Consider the following 16,218-nt stretch of genomic DNA (forward strand, 5'->3'; position numbering starts at 1 on the left):
GGGGCTACAGGCGGTCGGCGGCGAGTAGCCGGTCGGCGGTGAAGGCGAGCAGCCACCCGCCGCCCTTCGGCGTGGTGAAGTCCTCGTCGTCGCGGCCGGTCAGCCGTTCCAACGCGCCCGGCAGCACCTTGCCCTGGCTGCACACCGCCACCTGCCCGCCGGCGCCGGCCAACTCGAGCAGCCGGGCGGCGGTGGCGAGGACCTGTTCGTCGTGCTGCTGGCCCGGCTGTGGCTCGTCCAGGTCACCGCAGATCTCGATCGGCAGGTCGAGCAGCGCGGCGGCCGGGTCCAGGGTCTGCACGCAGCGGCGCGGCGAGGCCGAGAGCAGCCGGGCCGGCCGGACCACGGCCACCAGCCCGGCCAGCGCGTCCGCCTGGGCCCACCCCTCGGCGTCCAGCGGCCGGCCGGTGTCCGGGCCGGTCCAGGTGGTCCGTTTGCCGGCGTGCGCATGCCGGACCAACGCGATCGTCCCGGTCACCGGTGGCAGTGCGGCGAACGCGGCCAGCACCTCGGCGTCGTGCGGATAGCTGACCAGCCGGATGGCGTCGTCCACGGCGAGCCAGCGCGTGTCGTCCACTTCGGTGCCGGGCTGGAAACCGCCGGTGCCCACCGCGAGCATCGACCAGTAGTCGACCAGCTTCGGCTGGCCCTCGCTGCGGTAGCGCACCGACGGCAGTCGCACCTGCGGCACACCCCGGACGTCGGACTCCTCGGCGACTTCGCGGACCGCCGCGACCAGCGGATGCTCGCCCGGCTCCAACTTGCCCTTCGGCAGCGTCCAGTCCCCGTAGCGCGGGCGGTGCACCAGGCAGACCTGTGCGCCGTCGGCGGACGGCCGCCAGACGACCCCGCCGGCCGCCCGGATGCCGGTCACGGCAGCCAACTGGTCCGCCGCCGCCGGGTGGCCCGGTGCCAGGCCGCCGGGAAACGGCCCCGCATCTGGCGTACGGTGGCGCGTTCCCGCTCGGCCAGCCGCCCGGCGGTGACGGCCATCTCGTGATCGTCCGGCCGCTCGGCGGCGATGGCCAGCCAGGTGTCCGCCGCAACGGCGGCGTCCTGGTGCTCGCCGAGCACGTCCTGCACCCCGGCGAGCGCGCGGGACAGTCGGCGCGCGGCCTTGCTGAGCGCCGGGGCCACCGCGTTGACCGCGTACCGGGCCTGCTTGCCCTCCTTGCGTACGGCGTGCCAGCGGTCGTCGGGCGCCAGGGGATCGAGCGCGTCGACGCCGTCCGGCCCGGTGAGCCGCTGCCAGGGGCGGGCCACCAGCCCGGGCAGGGCCCGCGTCGCCGGGGCGGCCGCTCGGCTGGTGAGCTGGGGAGCGTTGGCGGCCAGTACCAGGGCGTCCACCAGGGCCACGTAGCGCGCGGAGCGCAGCGCCTCGTTGACGGCGGCGAGCGCCTGCCGCTGCCGCTCGGCGAGCGCCTCGTCCAGCCGGTCCACCGCCCCCGGGTCGAGCGGGCTGAGCGGATCGGCGGTCGCCGTGCGCCGCAGCCGGTCGCGCAGCACCTCGGCGTCGCGGGCCGCGCCGAGCACCCCGGCCAGCCAGCGAAGCTCGGCACGCAGCGGGCGGGACCACTTCTTGCGGACCAGCGGCGCGAAGGTGCGCAGGTCGCTGCGGAGCCGCCGGCAGGCAACCCGCATCTGATGCACCGCGCTGTCGCCCCCGCGGCCGGGGACGTCCAGCCGGACCAGCGGGTCATGCGCCAGCAGCCGGCGGACCTCCTTGCGGACCGCCTCGGTCACCACGTCACCGGCGCTCGGGTCGGCCCTCAGCCCGGCCGGTGCGACCAGATCCGGCTCGGCCCGCGCCGCCGCGCCCAACGCCCGCACGTGTTTCGGGGTGAACGACCCGCCCCGCGCACCGGCCTTCCGCAGCACCGTGCCGACGTGGTCCAGCAGCTTCCGGTCGCCGGCCTTGCGCTCCACCTCCAACTCCCGGAAGGAGCCGATCGTGGCACCGGAGGCGTCGAGCACGGTCACGTGGTCGTCCACCACCTCGGCGAGCACCGTGCCGCCCTTGTCGCACACCTCGTGGGCGTGCCGAACGGTCCGCACCACCGTCACCGGCGCCAGCGGCGCGCCCCGGTGCAGGGCGGTGACCAGCTCCACCAACTCCGGCGGCGGCTGCTTGACCGGCCCCGGCCGCGAGATCTCGTGCCGGACGCCGGGCGTCGACGTGGGCAGCTTCACCGTCCAGGGCAGCTCGTCGCCCCGGCGGTGGCGCAACGAGGCCCCGGCGCGGGCCAGCCGCAGGTCGACCGTGTCGAGGTAGCGGGCGACCAGCGTCACCGGCGGCAGCGCCCGGACCCGGCCACCGTCCGGCGACGTGGCGGACAGGTCCGGCAGCACGTAGGCGTCGTCCACCTCGTACTTCTGCTCCTCCTCCACCATCAGCTCAGCCTATGTCGCTACCCGGTCAGCCGGCGGTGCCACCGACGCGGCGCAGCAGCAGTTCCTGGAGATGGACGCGGGCCGCGTCGTCGCCGGTGCGCCGGGTCCAGCGGCCGTCGCCGGCCAGCTCGAACGCGTCCACGTCGGGGCCCATCGCCAGGGCCAGCACGTGGTCCAGCTCGGCTCGGGCGACCGGGTCGCTCACCTGCACCAGCGCCTCCACCCGCCGGTCCAGGTTGCGGTGCATCAGGTCCGCCGAGCCCATCCAGAACTCGGCCTCGCCGTTGTTGCCGAACCGGAAGACCCGGGAGTGCTCCAGGAAACGGCCGAGGATCGAGCGGACCCGGATGTTCTCCGACAGCCCCGGCACCCCCGGGCGCAGCGTGCACATGCCCCGGATGAGCAGGTCGACGTGCACACCAGCCTGGGAGGCCCGGTACAGCGCGTCGGTCACCCCCTCGTCGACCAGCGAGTTGACCTTGAACTGGACCAGGCCCGGCATGCCCAGTCGGACGTGTGAGATCTCCCGCTCGATCCGCTCGATCAGGCCGCTGCGGATGCCCTGCGGCGCGACCAGCAGCCGCCGGTACGCGGTCTGCCGGCTGTAGCCGGTGAGCACGTTGAACAGGTCGGTGAGGTCGGCACCGATCTCCGGGTCGGCGGTGAGCATGCCGAAGTCCTCGTACAGACGGGCGGTCTTCGGGTGGTAGTTGCCGGTGCCGATGTGGCAGTACCGGCGGATCTGGTTGCCCTCCTGCCGGACCACCAGCGCGGTCTTGCAGTGCGTCTTCAGGCCGACCAGGCCGTACACCACGTGGCACCCGGCGCGTTCCAGCGTGCGGGCCCAGCCGATGTTGGCGACCTCGTCGAAGCGGGCCTTCACCTCCACCAGCACCACCACCTGCTTGCCGGCGGCGGCCGCGTCGACCAGCGCGTCGACGATCGGGGAGTCTCCGCTGGTCCGGTAGAGGGTCTGCTTGATGGCCAGCACGTTCGGGTCGGCGGCGGCCTGCTCGATGAAGCGCTGCACGCTGGTGGCGAACGAGTGGTACGGGTGGTGCACCAGGATGTCCCCGTCGCGCAGGGTGGCGAAGACGCTGCGCGGCACCTCGCCCTCGGTGAGCCGGGGGTGGGTGGCCGGCACGAACGGCGGGTCCTTGAGATCGGGTCGGTCGGCTTCGCCGTAGACCTGCCACAGCGCGGAGAGGTCGAGCAGGCCGGGCACTCGCAGCACGTCCTGGTCGTCCATGTCCAACTCCCGGACGAGCAGCTCCAGCATGTGGTCGGAGATCGACGCGGCCACCTCCAGCCGGACCGGCGGGCCGAAGCGGCGCCGGGCCAACTCCCGCTCCAGAGCCTGTAGCAGGTCCTCGTCGCGGTCCTCGTCGACCTCCACCTCGGCGTTGCGGGTGACCCGGAACAGGTGGCACTCGACCACCTGCATGCCGCTGAACAGCTGCCCCAGGTGCACCGAGATCAGGTCCTCCACCGGCAGCATCCGCACACCGGGCTGCTCCCGGTCCACCCGTACGAAGCGGGGGACGTTGTTGGGCACCTTCACCCGGGCGAACAGTTCCGAACCGCCGTCCGGGTCGCGGACCGCGACCGCCAGGTTCAGCGACCGCCCGGAGATGTACGGGAACGGGTGCGCCGGATCCACCGCGAGCGGCGTCAGCACCGGGAAGATCTGCTCCCGGAAGTAGGTGCGCAGCCGCTCCCGTTCGGCGTCGCCCAGCTCACTCCAGCGCAGGATGCGGATGCCCTCGCCGGCCAGTTTGGGCAGCACGTCGTCGCCGAAGCAGGCGGCGTGCCGGGCCACCAGCTCGGCGGTCCGCTCGGAGATCAGATCCAGCTGGGTACGCAGGGGCAGCCGGTCCCCGCCGCGTACCGGCAGGCCGGCGGAGAGCCGCCGCTTCAGACCGGCGATCCGCACCATGTAGAACTCGTCGAGGTTGCTGGCGAAGATGGCCAGGAACTTGGCCCGCTCCAGCAGCGGGGTGCGCTGGTCCTCGGCGAGCGTGAGGACCCGGGCGTTGAAGTCGAGCCAGGAGAGCTCGCGGTTGAGGAACCGGTCCTCCGGCAGCGGCGTGGGCGCCGGCGGCTCGTCGTCCGGCTCGCCGCCGGTCTGCGGTCCGTACGGCCGTACCCCACCGGCCTCCGGCCCGTCCGTCTCGGTCGGCTCGGCGGCGGGGTCGATGACCTCGTCCAGGCCGGAGGAGGCGGCGGCCGGGTCGGTGTCGAGCGCGTCGGCGCGGGCGGCGCCAGCCCTCTCGGCCCTGGACGGGCGGAAGCGGCCGTCGGCGCCGCGCGTGCGGACGCCGTTGAGGGGGTCGGTGGTGGGCGGGCTGGCCGGGTGCTCGCGAGGGGTGCTCACCCGCTCATAATCACCCGATTCTGGTTAACGCAAAATGAACTTGGCTTCGCCAGCTCAGTTCATCGTCGGCAATGTCACCCGGACGACCTCGCCGTCGGGATCGGTGTCGATGCGGACCCGCTGGCCGAGCCGGAGCAGCCGCAGCCCGGAGGCGTCGAAGGCCCGAGCCGGGAAGCGCATCTCGGTGCCGTCGTCGAGCAGCAGGACCCCGCTGCGCGTCGCCGCGTCGTAGCTGGCCACCGTGCCTTGCATGCTGGCACCGTACACCGGGCGGGTCAGCCCGCGGAGTGCGCCGGGGAGCCCGCGTCGGTCAGCGCGGCGGTGTGCGGCCCCAGCCCGAGCTGGGCGGCGGCGGTCAGGTCCGCGGCGGTGTCCACGTCCCGGCGGAGGCTGGGCCAGTCGCCGGTCAGCGGGAGCGCTCCGCTCGCCGCGTGCGCCGCCGCCGACCCCACCCCGAACCGCGGGTCCAGGGGGACACCCGGCGGCGCGGCGAGCAGCACCGTGCCGCCGCCCGGGGCGTCCGGCACGAACCGGCGCACCCCGGCCGGGCCGGTCTGCGCCGCGAGCAGCGCAGCGGCCAGCTCGGCCGGGCGCAGCGCCGGCAGGTCGGCCGTGAGCCCGGCCACCCACCCGGTGGTCGCGCCCGCCGCGCCGTGCCGGAAGGCGGCGTTCAGGCCGGCGTCCGGCTCGTCAGGGAGCACCCGTGCGCCGGCGGCCCGGGCCGCCGCCGCCACCCGGGGGTCGTCGGTCACCACCAGGGCCTCGGCGACCGCCGGGCAGGCCAGCACCGCGCGGAGCGTGTCGGCCGCCAGTGCCAGGGCCAGCTCCTCGTGCGGTACGCCCGGCAGCCCGCCCCGCAGCCGGCTCTTGGCGGCGGCCAGACGCTTCACCGGCACCACCACGGCCCACCTCGGCTGACTCACGCCCGCAATCCTGCCAGCCAGCCGCTGGGACCCTCTCTGGCCGTACCGGGGGCGAGCAGGCATGATTTCCGCTGCGGGTGTCGCGGGCGGGGTTCCGCGGCGGGGTCGGGGCGCGACGAGGAGGCACAGTGGCACGGCGGAGGCTGGGGTTCTGGCAACGGTTCGCCGTGGCGCTGGTCAAGCCGGTGATGATCGTCTGGACCCGGCGTACCTGGCGCGGCCTGGAGCACCTCGGCGGAGACGGCGGCGTGATCATCGTGGCGAACCACATCTCGCACGCCGACCCGCTGGTCTCCGCGCACTTCGTCTACGACTCCGGGCGGTGGCCGCAGTACCTGGGCAAGGCCAGCGTGTTCCGGGTGCCGGTGGTCGGCTGGATCCTGCACAGGTGCCGGCAGATCCCGGTCGAGCGGGGCACCGTCGACGCGGTCCGCTCGCTGGAGACCTCGGTCGCCGCGCTCGACGAGGGCGGCGCCGTGGTGATCTACCCGGAGGGCACCACCACCCGGCAACCCGACCTGTGGCCGATGAAGGCCAAGACCGGCGCCGCCCGGCTGGCGCTGGCCACCGGCGCGCCCGTGGTGCCGTTGGTGATGTGGGGGCCGGAGAAGATCTTCGACCCGCGGACCACCCGGCTCAGCCTGCGCCCACGGATACCGGTGACCGTGGTCGCCGGTGAACCGATCGACCTGAGCCGGTGGGCGGACGCCCCACCGACCCGGGCCACCCTCGAGGAGATGACGGAAGCCATCATGCTGCGGCTGCGGGACATGCTCGCCGAGATCCGCGGCGGTACCCCGCCGCCGTTGTGGGAACGACCGGCCCGGCCGTCCGCCGAGCGCCAGCAGCAGGGTGGTGCCGCGTGAGCGAGCGCAGCGGGCGAACCGTCGGACACGGCCATGTCGCGGTGCTCGGCGCCGGCTCCTGGGGCACCGCGTTCGCCAAGATCCTCGCCGATGCCGGGCGGGACGTCACGGTCTGGGCCCGCCGGGCGCCGGTGGCCGAGAGCATCCGCAGCGAGCGCCGCAACCCTGAGTACCTGCCGGACCTGCTGCTGCCGGCCCGGGTCACGGCCACCACCGACGCCGCCGAGGCGATCACCGGTGCCGAGGTGGTGGTGCTGGCCGTGCCGTCGCAGACCCTGCGCGGCAACCTCGCCGAGTGGGCCGGGTACCTGCACCCGGACGCCACCCTGGTGTCGCTGATGAAGGGCATCGAGCTCGGCACCACCAAGCGGATGAGCGAGGTCATCGTGGAGACCGCCGGGGTGGCCGCGGACCGCGTGGTGGTGGTCTCCGGCCCGAACCTGGCCCCGGAGATCGCCGCCGAGCAGCCGGCCGCCACGGTGGTCGCCGGAACGAACGGCCACCGCACCGCGCTCGTGCAGGCGTCGATCCGGACGCCGTACCTGCGCCCGTACACCAACGACGACGTGATCGGCTGCGAGCTGGGCGGCGCGGTCAAGAACGTGATCGCCCTGTCGTACGGCATCGCCACCGCGATGGGGTTCGGCGACAACACCCGGGCCATGTTGATGACCCGCGGGCTGGCCGAGACGGCTCGCCTGGGCGTGGCGCTCGGCGCCGACCCGATCACCTTCGCGGGCCTGGCGGGCATGGGCGACCTGGTCGCCTCCTGCTCGTCCCCGCTGGCCCGTAACCGCACCTTCGGGGAGCACCTGGGCCGGGGCGAGACGCTGGAGCAGGCCCAGGCCGCCACCCGGCAGACCGCCGAAGGCGTGAAGAGCTGCCTGGCGATCCGTGACCTGGCGCGGGCACACGGGGTCGAGATGCCGATCACCGAGCACGTCGAGCGGATCTGCCACGAGGGGATGGACCCGCGTCTCGCTGTGGAGAACTTGATGAGCCGGACAGCCAAGCCCGAGTCGTACGAGTGAGGATTCGATGAGCGATCTGGGAGACGGCACCCGCTGCGTACGCGCCGGGCTGCCCGAGCCGGCACCGGGGGACCCGTTCCTGCCGGGGCCGGTCTTCGCCGCGCCGTACCACCTCGACCCGTGGGAGGGGCCGGCCGGCTCGCCGAACGGCTACGGCCGCCCCGACAACCCGACCCGGCGGCTGCTGGAGGCGGCCGTGGGCGAGCTGGAGGGCGGTGACTGCCTGGTCTTCTCCACCGGTCAGGCCGCCATCACCGGGATGCTGCTCACCCTGTTGCGCCCGGGGGACACCGTGCTGCTGCCCAGCGACGGATACTTCTCGGTCCGGGCGTTCGCCACCGGCGTGCTGGAGACGATGGGTGTCCGGGTGCTCTTCGTCCCGACCGTCGGGCCGTACCCGTCGCTGGAGGGCGTCCGCCTGGTGCTGGTGGAGACGCCGGCCAACCCGGGCCTGGACGTGGTCGACGTGACCGCCCTGGCCGAGCGCGCGCACGCTGCCGGCGCGTTGCTCGCGGTGGACAACACCACCGCCACCCCGCTCGGCCAGCGCCCGCTGGACCTCGGTGCCGACCTGGTGGTCGCCTCGGGCACCAAGGCGCTCACCGGCCACTCCGACCTGCTGCTGGGCTACCTGGCCAGCCGGTCCGCCGAGCTGATCGAGGCGATGACGGTCTGGCGCTCCACCACCGGCGCGGTCCCGGGTGCGTTCGACGCCTGGCTGGCCCACCGGTCGCTGGCCACCCTCGACCTGCGGCTGGCCCGGCAGAGCGCGAACGCCGCCGCGGTCGCCGACCTGCTCGCCGGTCGGTCGGACGTGACCGGCCTGCGCTGGCCGGGGCGGCCGGACGACCCCGCGTACCCGGTGGCCTCGGCGCAGATGCGCCGGATGCCCGGGGTGCTCTCGTTCGACCTGGGCGACGCCGACCGGGTGGGCCACTTCATCAACGCGGCCCGGCTGGTGGCGGCGGCCACCTCCTTCGGTGGCCTGCACACCACCGCCGACCGGCGGGCGCAGTGGGGCGACGACACCTCTCCCGGCTTTGTCCGGTTCTCCTGCGGGGCGGAGGACACGGCCGACCTGGTGGCCGACATCGCGGCCGCGCTGGACGCCGCCGGGCCGGTCTGAGTTATCGTGTCGGCGGCCCGCCACAGTGGGCCTCGACCGGAGGAGGTGAGTCCGATCCGCCAGCCCAGAGGACCGGCGCTTCCTCCCGTGTGCCCGCCGCGATAGCGGCCGCGGGAGCGCCGGCGAGCGTTTCCCGGAGGTTTCCCATGGCACCACCGTTTTCCACCGACCGACCCGCCCTCGTGCACCGGCTGCGCACCGCCGGCTGTGTCTACGCCGAGGACGAGGCCGACCTGCTACTGGCCGCCGCCGACACCCCGGCGAAGTTGGCCGCCCTGACCGACCGCCGGGTGGCCGGCGAACCGCTGGAGCACCTGCTCGGCTGGGCGGAGTTCTGCGGCCGGCGGATCGCCGTCGCCGCAGGCGTCTTCGTGCCGCGCGGCCGGACCGCCCTGCTGGTCGAGGCGGCGGCCGCGGTGACCGGCCCGGCGCCGGCCGTGGTCGACCTCTGCTGCGGCTCCGGGGCCACCACGGTGGCGCTGGCGCACCGGCTCGCGCCCCGCTGGCTGGCCGCCGCCGACATCGACCCGGCGGCCGTGGCGTGCGCCCGCCGCAACCTCGCCGGGCTGGCCGCCGAGGTGTTCGAGGGTGACCTGTTCGCACCGCTGCCGTCGCACTGGCGGGGTCGGCTGGATCTGGTGGTCGCCAACGCCCCGTACGTGCCGACGGCCGAGGTGGCGCTGATGCCCGCCGAGGCGCGGCTGCACGAGGCCCCGGTGGCGCTCGACGGTGGGCCGGACGGGTTGGCCGTCCTGCGCCGGGTGGCCGCTGGCGCGGTCCGGTGGCTGGCACCCGGTGGACACCTGGCGGTGGAGGTCAGCGCCGGGCAGGCGGATGCGCTCTGCGCGGCGCTCCGCGCGGCCGGGCTGGTGCCGGCCGTACGGCACGACGAGGACCTGGACGCCACCGCGGTGACCGCCCGCAGCCCCGGCTGAGCCCGGTTGGGGTAGGCGGGCGTGGCGGGGGAGGGGCCCACGCACTAGCCTCGGCTCACACTCACGACGGCGGGAGGCGGTTTCGGTGGGCAGCGCAGGGGTGCCGGTGGTCGTCGGGCTGGACAACGGCGGCACCAGCAACAACGCCACGGTGCTGACGGTCGACGGCCGCTTCCTGGTGGACGGGCTGTTGGAGATCCCGAGCGAGGTGCGGGACGGGCCGGACGCGGCGATCGAGGCGCTGGCCCGGGCGCTGGACGGGGCCCTGGCGCAGACCGGTGTGCCGCGCGAGCTGGTCCGGGCGGTCGGGCTGGACACCCCCGGCCCGGCCAGCGCCACCGGCGTCATCTCCTCGCGGGGTTCCACCAACTTCTCCCAGCCGGCCTGGCGCGGCTTCGACGTGCGCGGCGCGTTGGAGCGGCGGCTCGGCCTGCCGGTGGTCTACCACAACGACGGCAACGCGGCCGCGCTCTACGCCCACCATGTGTACTTCGGCGCCGAGGCGATGAACCGGTCGTCGGTCTCCGCGATCGTCGGCACCGGCCTCGGCGGCGGGGTGGTCGAGAGCGGCCGGGTGATCGCCGGCGCGGCCGGGATGGCCGGGGAGCTGGGTCACGTGCACATCCCGCTGACCGGGCTGCTCGGCCCGGGGCAGCCGGAGCCCACGTGCGCCTGCGGCTTCGTCGGGGACGTCGAGAGCGTCGCCTCGCTGACCGGCATCGAGCGCAATCTGCTGCCGTACTGGCTGACCCGGTATCCCGACCACCCGCTCACGGCGGAGCCGGTGGCCCGGGCGGCGAAGCTGGTCCGGGGCTACGGCGAGCGGGGGGACGCGCTGGCCCGGGACCTCTTCGCCCAGCAGGCGATGGCGCTGGCCCGGTTGTTCACCGTGGCGGCCAACTTCACCGACCCGCACGCGTACTTCGTCGGCGGCGGGGTGGTGGAGGCGGCGCCGGAGTTCCGCGACTGGTTCCTGGCGACGGTCCGCGAGCACACCGTGCTCCGGGAGGAGCAGGCGGCGGTGGCCACCTTCGCCCTGGTGCCGGAGCGGGACATGGCCGGTGCCCGCGGGGTGGCGATCGCCGCGCTGGAGGCGCTACGTGCCGTGCCGGAGCCCAGGCCGCTGGTGGCCTGAGCCCGGCCCGGCCCACCTCGCCCGGTCAGGGGCGGGGCGGTGCCTGGGCGAAGGCGGCCCAGGCGGCCGGCGGGAACAGCAGGGCCGGGCCGGCCGGGTCCTTGGAGTCGCGGACGGCCACCAGCCGCGGGATCGCGGCCACCTCCACGCAGGCGCCCTCGTCGCCGCTGCGGCTGCTCTTGCGCCATGCCGCCGCGGCCAGCGCCGCTGTGATCGTCGGTGTCATCGGTCCTACCGTCCCTTCAGGAGTGTCAGGAGCTGGTCGCGGCTGTCGGCCGGGCTGAGCGCCACGCTCCGCAGGTGCTCCATGATCTTGGTGCAGGTGCGTGTCTCGCCGGCTCGGTCGAGGATCATCTGGCCGGCGACGGTCTCCACCGAGGCGATGATCGGGTCCTCCGGATCGGCGAATTCCAGGATGTGCAGCGAGCCGCGGGTGCCCCGGTGGTAGCCGGCGGAGAGCGGGATCACCTGGACGGTGATGTTCGGCAGCTCGGCCATCTTGACCAGGTGGCGTAGTTGCCCGTCCATCACCGACCGGTCGCCGACCGGGCGCAGCAGCGCGCCCTCGTCGATGATCGCGTCGAGGATGGGCGGCTCGTCACTGGTGAGCCGCTGTTGCCGGTCGAGGCGGACCTTGACCCGCTGCTCCACCAGGTCGTCGCCGAGGGTGTGCGGCCCGCCGCGCATCACGCCTCGGATGTAGTCCGCCGTCTGCAGCAGGCCGGGCACGACCGAGGGCTCGAAGTTGGCGATCGCGGTGGCCTCGGCCTCCAGGGCGATGAAGTCGATGGTGCGTGGGTCCAGCAGGTAGGAGTACGACACCCACCAGCCCGGCTTGCGGGCGTCCTTGGCGAGCTGCACCGCCGCGGCCACCTCGTCGGCGCCCACCCCGTACGAGGTGAGCAGGGCGCGCACGGTGGCCGGGCTGATCAGCGTCTGCGCGTTCTCGTACCGGGACAGGGTGCTGCGGGTGCTGTTGATCTCGTCCGCGGCGGTCTCCAGCGTGAGCCCGGCGGCTTCCCGGTGGTGGCGCAGGGCGATGCCGAGCCGGCGGGCACGGGCGGTCTTCGGAGCCATGCATCGATGGTCGCACACATCTGCGGGAACGTCTGCATGAGAGAACGTCGATGAGAGTTGCATTCATTGCTGTACACGTGTCAATCTGTCATCGCGTCCTCACTGCCGGTTGTCGTGGCGACGGTGGTGGTGAGCGACCGGAGGGGATGGGGCACGCGGCGATCGGGTTTCTCCCCCGTACTCGATCGCCGCGTGCCGCCGCCATCCCGGCCCGCCGGAAGGAGACGACGTGCGTACCGGTCAGGAGCCCCGGCGATGACCCGCTTCCTGGTCGTGCTCACCGACGTGCGTCCCGTCGAGGGCATCGACCGCAACGAGCGGACCGCCCCCGAGCGGCGCCGGCAGGTCGTCGGCGCCAGCAATCGGGAAGCCGCCGACCGGATCGCCGGGGCGTTCATGGCCCTGGGCATGGTCCGGGCCGGCCGGCAGCGGGTCAAGGTGATCGCGGTCGGCCGCCGACACTCCCGCGACTGACCACCCCGACCAGCGCCCCGCGCTCCGTCGAACATCCCGTCACGCACCGTATATCCTCTGTTGACCGAATGCCGTGTCGTACCGTGGCTCGCCGGGTATCGCCTCGCCCCACCGCCACGCACAGTAAGGTCAACCGGGTGAGCGCCACCGGCGAGCACGACCAGCCGCAGTCGCGTACGAAGAGGTGACCGGAGTGACCACCCCAGGCAGGACCCGCGTGGCGATCGTCTTCGGCGGCCGCAGCCCGGAGCACGGCATCTCCTGCGTCAGCGCGGGCAGCGTGTTCGGCGCGCTCGACCCGGACGAGTACGAGGTGGTGCCGGTGGGCATCACCCGGGCTGGCCAGTGGGTGTTGACCAGCGGTGATCCCGCCCAGCTCGCGATCAACGCCCGCCAACTGCCGGAGATCACCGCCGATTCCGGCGAGGACATCGTGCTGCGTGCCGACCCGACCGGCAACGGGCTGATGGTGCTCGACCCGACCGAGGGCCCCCGGGCGCTGGCCGACGTGGACGTGGTCTTCCCGGTGCTGCACGGCACGTACGGCGAGGACGGCACCATCCAGGGAATGCTGGAGATGGCCGGCATCCCCTACGTCGGGGCGAACGTGTTCGCCTCCGCCGCAGCGATGGACAAGGAGTTCACCAAGAAGCTCTGCGCGGTCGAGGGCATCCCGGTCGGCCCGTATGCGGTGCTGCGCAACGGCATGACGCTCAGCGAGCAGGACAAGGATCGGCTCGGCCTGCCGATCTTCGTCAAGCCGTCCCGGGCCGGCTCGTCGTTCGGCATCACCCGGGTCACCGACTGGGCGCAGCTGGACGCGGCCGTCGCCACCGCCCGGCAGTTCGACCCGAAGGTCATCATCGAGGCCGCGATCGTCGGCCGCGAGATCGAGTGCGGCGTGCTGGAGGGCGAGGCCGGCGGCGCGCCCGAGGCGTCCGTGCTGGCCGAGGTGCGGGTCGTCGCCGACCACGACTTCTACGACTTCGAGGCGAAGTACCTCGACGACTCCTGCGAGTACGACATTCCGGCCGGGCTGCCGGAGAAGGTGACCCGCCAGGTGCAGGAGTACGCCGTCCGCGCGTTCACGGCGCTGGACTGCGCCGGCCTGGCCCGCGCCGACTTCTTCGTCACCCCCGAGCTGGACATCTACCTCAACGAGATCAACACGATGCCCGGGTTCACCCCGACGTCGATGTTCCCGCGGATGTGGGCGGCCTCCGGCCTGGAGTACCCGAAGCTGGTCAACCGCCTGATCCGTACCGCCCAGCGACGCGGCGTCGGCCTGCACTGAGCAGCCACCACTCGACGACGGGGCCGGCCCGTGTTTCCGCTCGGGGGCCGGACGCCGGTCGGATCAGGCCCGGCAGCCGGCGGGGATGGCGCCCCCGGAGGGCACCGATGCCACGACCGCGTCGGAGAGCGGTGACACCCACTGCAACGGCTGCTCGTACGAGAGTGGAACGCGCACCGTCACCGGCGTCTCCCGGTCGACCGTGGTGAGCACGGTCGCGTCGCCCTGCACGACCGAGTGCCAGCAGACCGAGTTCACCCGCCAGACCTCGTCGGTGGCCGGGAAGGCCGGCTCGGTGCCGCCGCAGGCGACGGTGAGCGCCGGGTCGCCGTACGCGGCGTTCTGCTCCGGGCCGGCGGTGACCGGGCGCTGGGTCAGGTCGCGGATGCTCTGCGGTAGCTGGGAGAGCAGGGCGCGGCAGACCGTGGCCGGGCGGGCGGCCAACGCCGGGGCGGCCATCTCGACCGGGGCGGTGGACTGCACCCGGGCGGTGGTCGCGGAGGGGCTGGGCGCGGCAGCCGGATCGGCCGGGGAGAGCTTGGCGAAGGCCAGCACGGCCACCAGCAGCGTGACCGGCAGCGCGATCAACGTGGCCAGCAGGGCGGCGCCGCGAATGGTCCGGTCCCGGCCGGCCGGCGCGTCCGTGGCCGGTTCGGCCGGCTCGCGGATACCGTCAGCCGGCCCGGTCCCGTCGGCCACGTCACGCGTCGCGTCGGACCCGTCGCCGTCGAGAGCTGCGGAAGAGGAGGGCCTGATCTCGTCCACTTACAGCCGCACCACCGAACACGTGAGGGTGCGGGTGATGCCAGGCACCATCTGCACCTTGCTGACGATGAGTTTGCCGAGCTCGTCGACGGTGTTCGCCTCGGTGAGGACGACCACGTCGTACGGCCCGGTGACGGCGTCGACGCGCACCACGCCGGCAAGGTCCGCGATGAGACCGGCCACGTCACGTGCCCGGCCGACCTCGGTCTGGATGAGGATGTACGCCTGTACCACGACTCGACCTCCGTCCGTCGCCGCCCCGGGGCGGCCCGAAGGGTGAAACTACCTTACGGACCAGGTCTGATCCCTATCGGTGGTCAAGGAGAAGCAGTGAGCGAGCGCGGCGGAGCCGGGCAGAACGGGCGGAACGCCGGCAGTGGCGCCAGCGTGGCCGGGATCGGCGAGTTCGGGTTGATCGGGCGGATCACCGCCCGGCTGCCGTCCGGGCCGATGACCCTGCTCGGCCCAGGGGACGACGCGGCGGTGGTGGCCGCCCCGGATGGCCGGGTGGCGGCCTCCACCGACGTGCTGGTCGACGGGCGGCACTTCCGGCGGGACTGGTGCTCGGCGCGGGACGTCGGGCATCGAGCGGCGGCGGCCAACCTGGCCGACATCGCGGCGATGGGCGCCACCCCGACCGCCCTGTTGGTCGCCCTCTGCATGCCCGCGGACCTGGAGACCAGCTGGGCCGAGGAGTTGGCCGACGGGCTGGGCGCCGAGGCGGCCACGGTCGGCGCGAGCGTGGTCGGCGGGGACATGTCGTCCAGCCCCACCCTGACCATCGCGGTCACCGCGTTGGGTGACCTCGGTGGCCGCCCGCCGGTCGTGCGCTCCGGCGCCCGCCCCGGCGACGTGCTGGCCCTGGCCGGCCGCATGGGGTACGCGGCGGCCGGACTGACCGTGCTCACCCGCGGCTTCCGCACCCCCCGGCTGCTGGTCGAGGCGTACCGGCGGCCGGAGGTGCCGTACTCGGCCGGGCCGCAGGCCGCCCGGCTCGGCGCCACCTCCATGATCGACGTGTCAGACGGGTTGCTCGCCGACGTCGGGCACGTGGCGGCGGCCAGCGGGGTGGCGATCGACGTGCGCCGGGACGCGTTCGAGGTACCCCGGCAGATGGCCGACGCCGCGCAGGCGCTCGGCGTCGACCCATACACCTGGATCCTGGCCGGTGGCGAGGACCACGCGTTGGCCGCGACCTTCCCCCCGGCGGTCGCGTTGCCGCCGGAGTGGCGGCCGATCGGCCTGGTCACGGCCGGTGCCGGGGTCACCGTCGATGGGGCGGCCTACGACGGCCCGCGCGGTTGGGACCACTTCCGGTGAGGCTCCAGGCCCGTCGTACGCTGGATACCGTGAGTGAGATCGAGATCCGGGTGGTGCGGTTCGACGCGCCGGTGGCGCAGCAGTTGATCAGTGCCGCGCTGGCCGACCTCGGTGCCCGCTACGGCGGCACCGGCGACGACACCCCGGTGGACGCGACTGAGTTCGAGCCGCCGGACGGCGCCTTCCTCATCGCCTTTCTGGCCGGCGAGCCGGTCGGCTGCGGCGGCTGGCGCAGCCACGGCGCGGACACCGCGGAGCTGAAGCGGATGTACACCGCCCCGGTGGCCCGTGGGCGGGGTGTGGCCCGGACGGTGCTGGCCGCCGTCGAGCGCTCGGCCCGCGAGCAGGGCCGCAAGCGGATGGTCCTGGAGTGCGGGGACAAGCAGCCCGAGGCGATCGCCATGTACACCTCCGCCGGCTACGACCAGATCCCGAACTTCGGCTTCTACAAGGACGCGGAGGGCTGCGTCTCCTTCGGCCGCACCCTCTGACCCGACGGGTGCGGGC

The 16,218-nt window shown here is 74.0% G+C and carries 18 protein-coding genes; 9 read left to right on the forward strand and 9 right to left on the reverse strand.

All coding sequences use genetic code 11. From position 1 onward, the window contains the following. Positions 1–4: 4 nt before the first annotated feature. Genes OG470_RS14115 through cofC form a run of 5 tightly spaced genes read right to left on the reverse strand, consistent with a single transcriptional unit; the run spans position 5 to position 5,688 of the window. Positions 5–883: an NUDIX hydrolase gene (locus OG470_RS14115; RefSeq protein WP_328424439.1), complete on the reverse strand. Its 879-nt coding sequence runs from the start codon at positions 881–883 to the stop codon at positions 5–7. After that, on the reverse strand, positions 871–2,391 hold the full coding sequence (locus tag OG470_RS14120) for a CYTH and CHAD domain-containing protein (protein ID WP_328424441.1): 1,521 nt from the start codon (positions 2,389–2,391) through the stop codon (positions 871–873). Before OG470_RS14120 ends, OG470_RS14115 begins: the two co-directional genes overlap by 13 nt. 25 nt (positions 2,392–2,416) lie before the next feature. Continuing rightward, positions 2,417–4,765 carry an RNA degradosome polyphosphate kinase gene (locus OG470_RS14125; protein WP_328424443.1) on the reverse strand — a complete coding sequence of 783 codons (2,349 nt, stop codon included), beginning with the start codon at positions 4,763–4,765 and terminating at the stop codon, positions 2,417–2,419. Positions 4,766–4,819: 54 nt separating this feature from the next. Beyond that, entirely contained in the window at positions 4,820–5,017 is a 198-nt protein-coding gene (locus OG470_RS14130) for a cold-shock protein (protein ID WP_328424445.1), read from the reverse strand. 23 nt (positions 5,018–5,040) lie between these two features. Next, positions 5,041–5,688, reverse strand: a complete 648-nt coding sequence (gene cofC / locus OG470_RS14135; protein ID WP_328424447.1) for a 2-phospho-L-lactate guanylyltransferase — start codon at positions 5,686–5,688, stop codon at positions 5,041–5,043. A gap of 128 nt (positions 5,689–5,816) precedes the next feature. Here cofC and OG470_RS14140 point away from each other — a divergent pair, with 128 nt between their 5' ends. The 5 genes from OG470_RS14140 (at position 5,817) to OG470_RS14160 (ending at position 10,781) form a co-directional block, all read left to right on the forward strand. Beyond that, a complete protein-coding gene (locus tag OG470_RS14140) occupies positions 5,817–6,554 on the forward strand; it encodes a lysophospholipid acyltransferase family protein (RefSeq protein ID WP_328424449.1) in 738 nt (245 codons plus the stop codon). Further along, positions 6,551–7,585, forward strand: coding sequence for an NAD(P)H-dependent glycerol-3-phosphate dehydrogenase (locus OG470_RS14145; RefSeq protein ID WP_328424451.1), 1,035 nt, complete (start codon positions 6,551–6,553; stop codon positions 7,583–7,585). The genes OG470_RS14140 and OG470_RS14145 overlap by 4 nt, the downstream gene beginning before the upstream one ends. 7 nt (positions 7,586–7,592) lie before the next feature. Then, positions 7,593–8,711, forward strand: coding sequence for a cystathionine gamma-lyase (locus OG470_RS14150; protein ID WP_328424453.1), 1,119 nt, complete (start codon positions 7,593–7,595; stop codon positions 8,709–8,711). Positions 8,712–8,857: 146 nt separating this feature from the next. Further along, complete coding sequence (locus OG470_RS14155) at positions 8,858–9,646, forward strand: putative protein N(5)-glutamine methyltransferase (RefSeq protein WP_328424455.1); 789 nt, start codon at positions 8,858–8,860, stop codon at positions 9,644–9,646. 85 nt (positions 9,647–9,731) lie between these two features. Further along, positions 9,732–10,781 carry an ROK family protein gene (locus OG470_RS14160; protein ID WP_328424456.1) on the forward strand — a complete coding sequence of 350 codons (1,050 nt, stop codon included), beginning with the start codon at positions 9,732–9,734 and terminating at the stop codon, positions 10,779–10,781. A gap of 25 nt (positions 10,782–10,806) precedes the next feature. Here OG470_RS14160 and OG470_RS14165 read toward each other — a convergent pair whose 3' ends face one another. Both OG470_RS14165 and OG470_RS14170 read right to left on the reverse strand, forming a co-directional pair. After that, positions 10,807–11,007, reverse strand: a complete 201-nt coding sequence (locus OG470_RS14165; RefSeq protein WP_328424457.1) for a DUF397 domain-containing protein — start codon at positions 11,005–11,007, stop codon at positions 10,807–10,809. 5 nt (positions 11,008–11,012) lie between these two features. Next, positions 11,013–11,858 carry a helix-turn-helix domain-containing protein gene (locus tag OG470_RS14170; RefSeq protein WP_328424459.1) on the reverse strand — a complete coding sequence of 282 codons (846 nt, stop codon included), beginning with the start codon at positions 11,856–11,858 and terminating at the stop codon, positions 11,013–11,015. Positions 11,859–12,113: 255 nt separating this feature from the next. Between OG470_RS14170 and OG470_RS14175 the strand changes: the two genes are divergently transcribed. Both OG470_RS14175 and OG470_RS14180 read left to right on the forward strand, forming a co-directional pair. Beyond that, positions 12,114–12,332, forward strand: coding sequence for a hypothetical protein (locus OG470_RS14175; protein WP_328424461.1), 219 nt, complete (start codon positions 12,114–12,116; stop codon positions 12,330–12,332). Between the two features lie 193 nt (positions 12,333–12,525). Further along, positions 12,526–13,626, forward strand: coding sequence for a D-alanine--D-alanine ligase family protein (locus tag OG470_RS14180; protein ID WP_328424463.1), 1,101 nt, complete (start codon positions 12,526–12,528; stop codon positions 13,624–13,626). Between the two features lie 63 nt (positions 13,627–13,689). Here the strand turns inward: OG470_RS14180 and OG470_RS14185 are convergent, their stop codons facing one another. Together OG470_RS14185 and OG470_RS14190 are read right to left on the reverse strand one after the other, a co-directional pair. Then, positions 13,690–14,391: a DUF3515 family protein gene (locus OG470_RS14185; protein WP_442931122.1), complete on the reverse strand. Its 702-nt coding sequence runs from the start codon at positions 14,389–14,391 to the stop codon at positions 13,690–13,692. Continuing rightward, a complete protein-coding gene (locus OG470_RS14190) occupies positions 14,392–14,625 on the reverse strand; it encodes an Lrp/AsnC ligand binding domain-containing protein (RefSeq protein ID WP_013284547.1) in 234 nt (77 codons plus the stop codon). 153 nt (positions 14,626–14,778) lie between these two features. Between OG470_RS14190 and OG470_RS14195 the strand changes: the two genes are divergently transcribed. Continuing rightward, positions 14,779–15,711: a thiamine-phosphate kinase gene (locus OG470_RS14195; RefSeq protein ID WP_386989943.1), complete on the forward strand. Its 933-nt coding sequence runs from the start codon at positions 14,779–14,781 to the stop codon at positions 15,709–15,711. Between the two features lie 29 nt (positions 15,712–15,740). Continuing rightward, entirely contained in the window at positions 15,741–16,202 is a 462-nt protein-coding gene (locus OG470_RS14200; protein ID WP_328424467.1) for a GNAT family N-acetyltransferase, read from the forward strand. Positions 16,203–16,218: the final 16 nt, after the last annotated feature.

Source organism: Micromonospora sp. NBC_00389, assembly GCF_036059255.1.
GTDB lineage: Bacteria > Actinomycetota > Actinomycetes > Mycobacteriales > Micromonosporaceae > Micromonospora.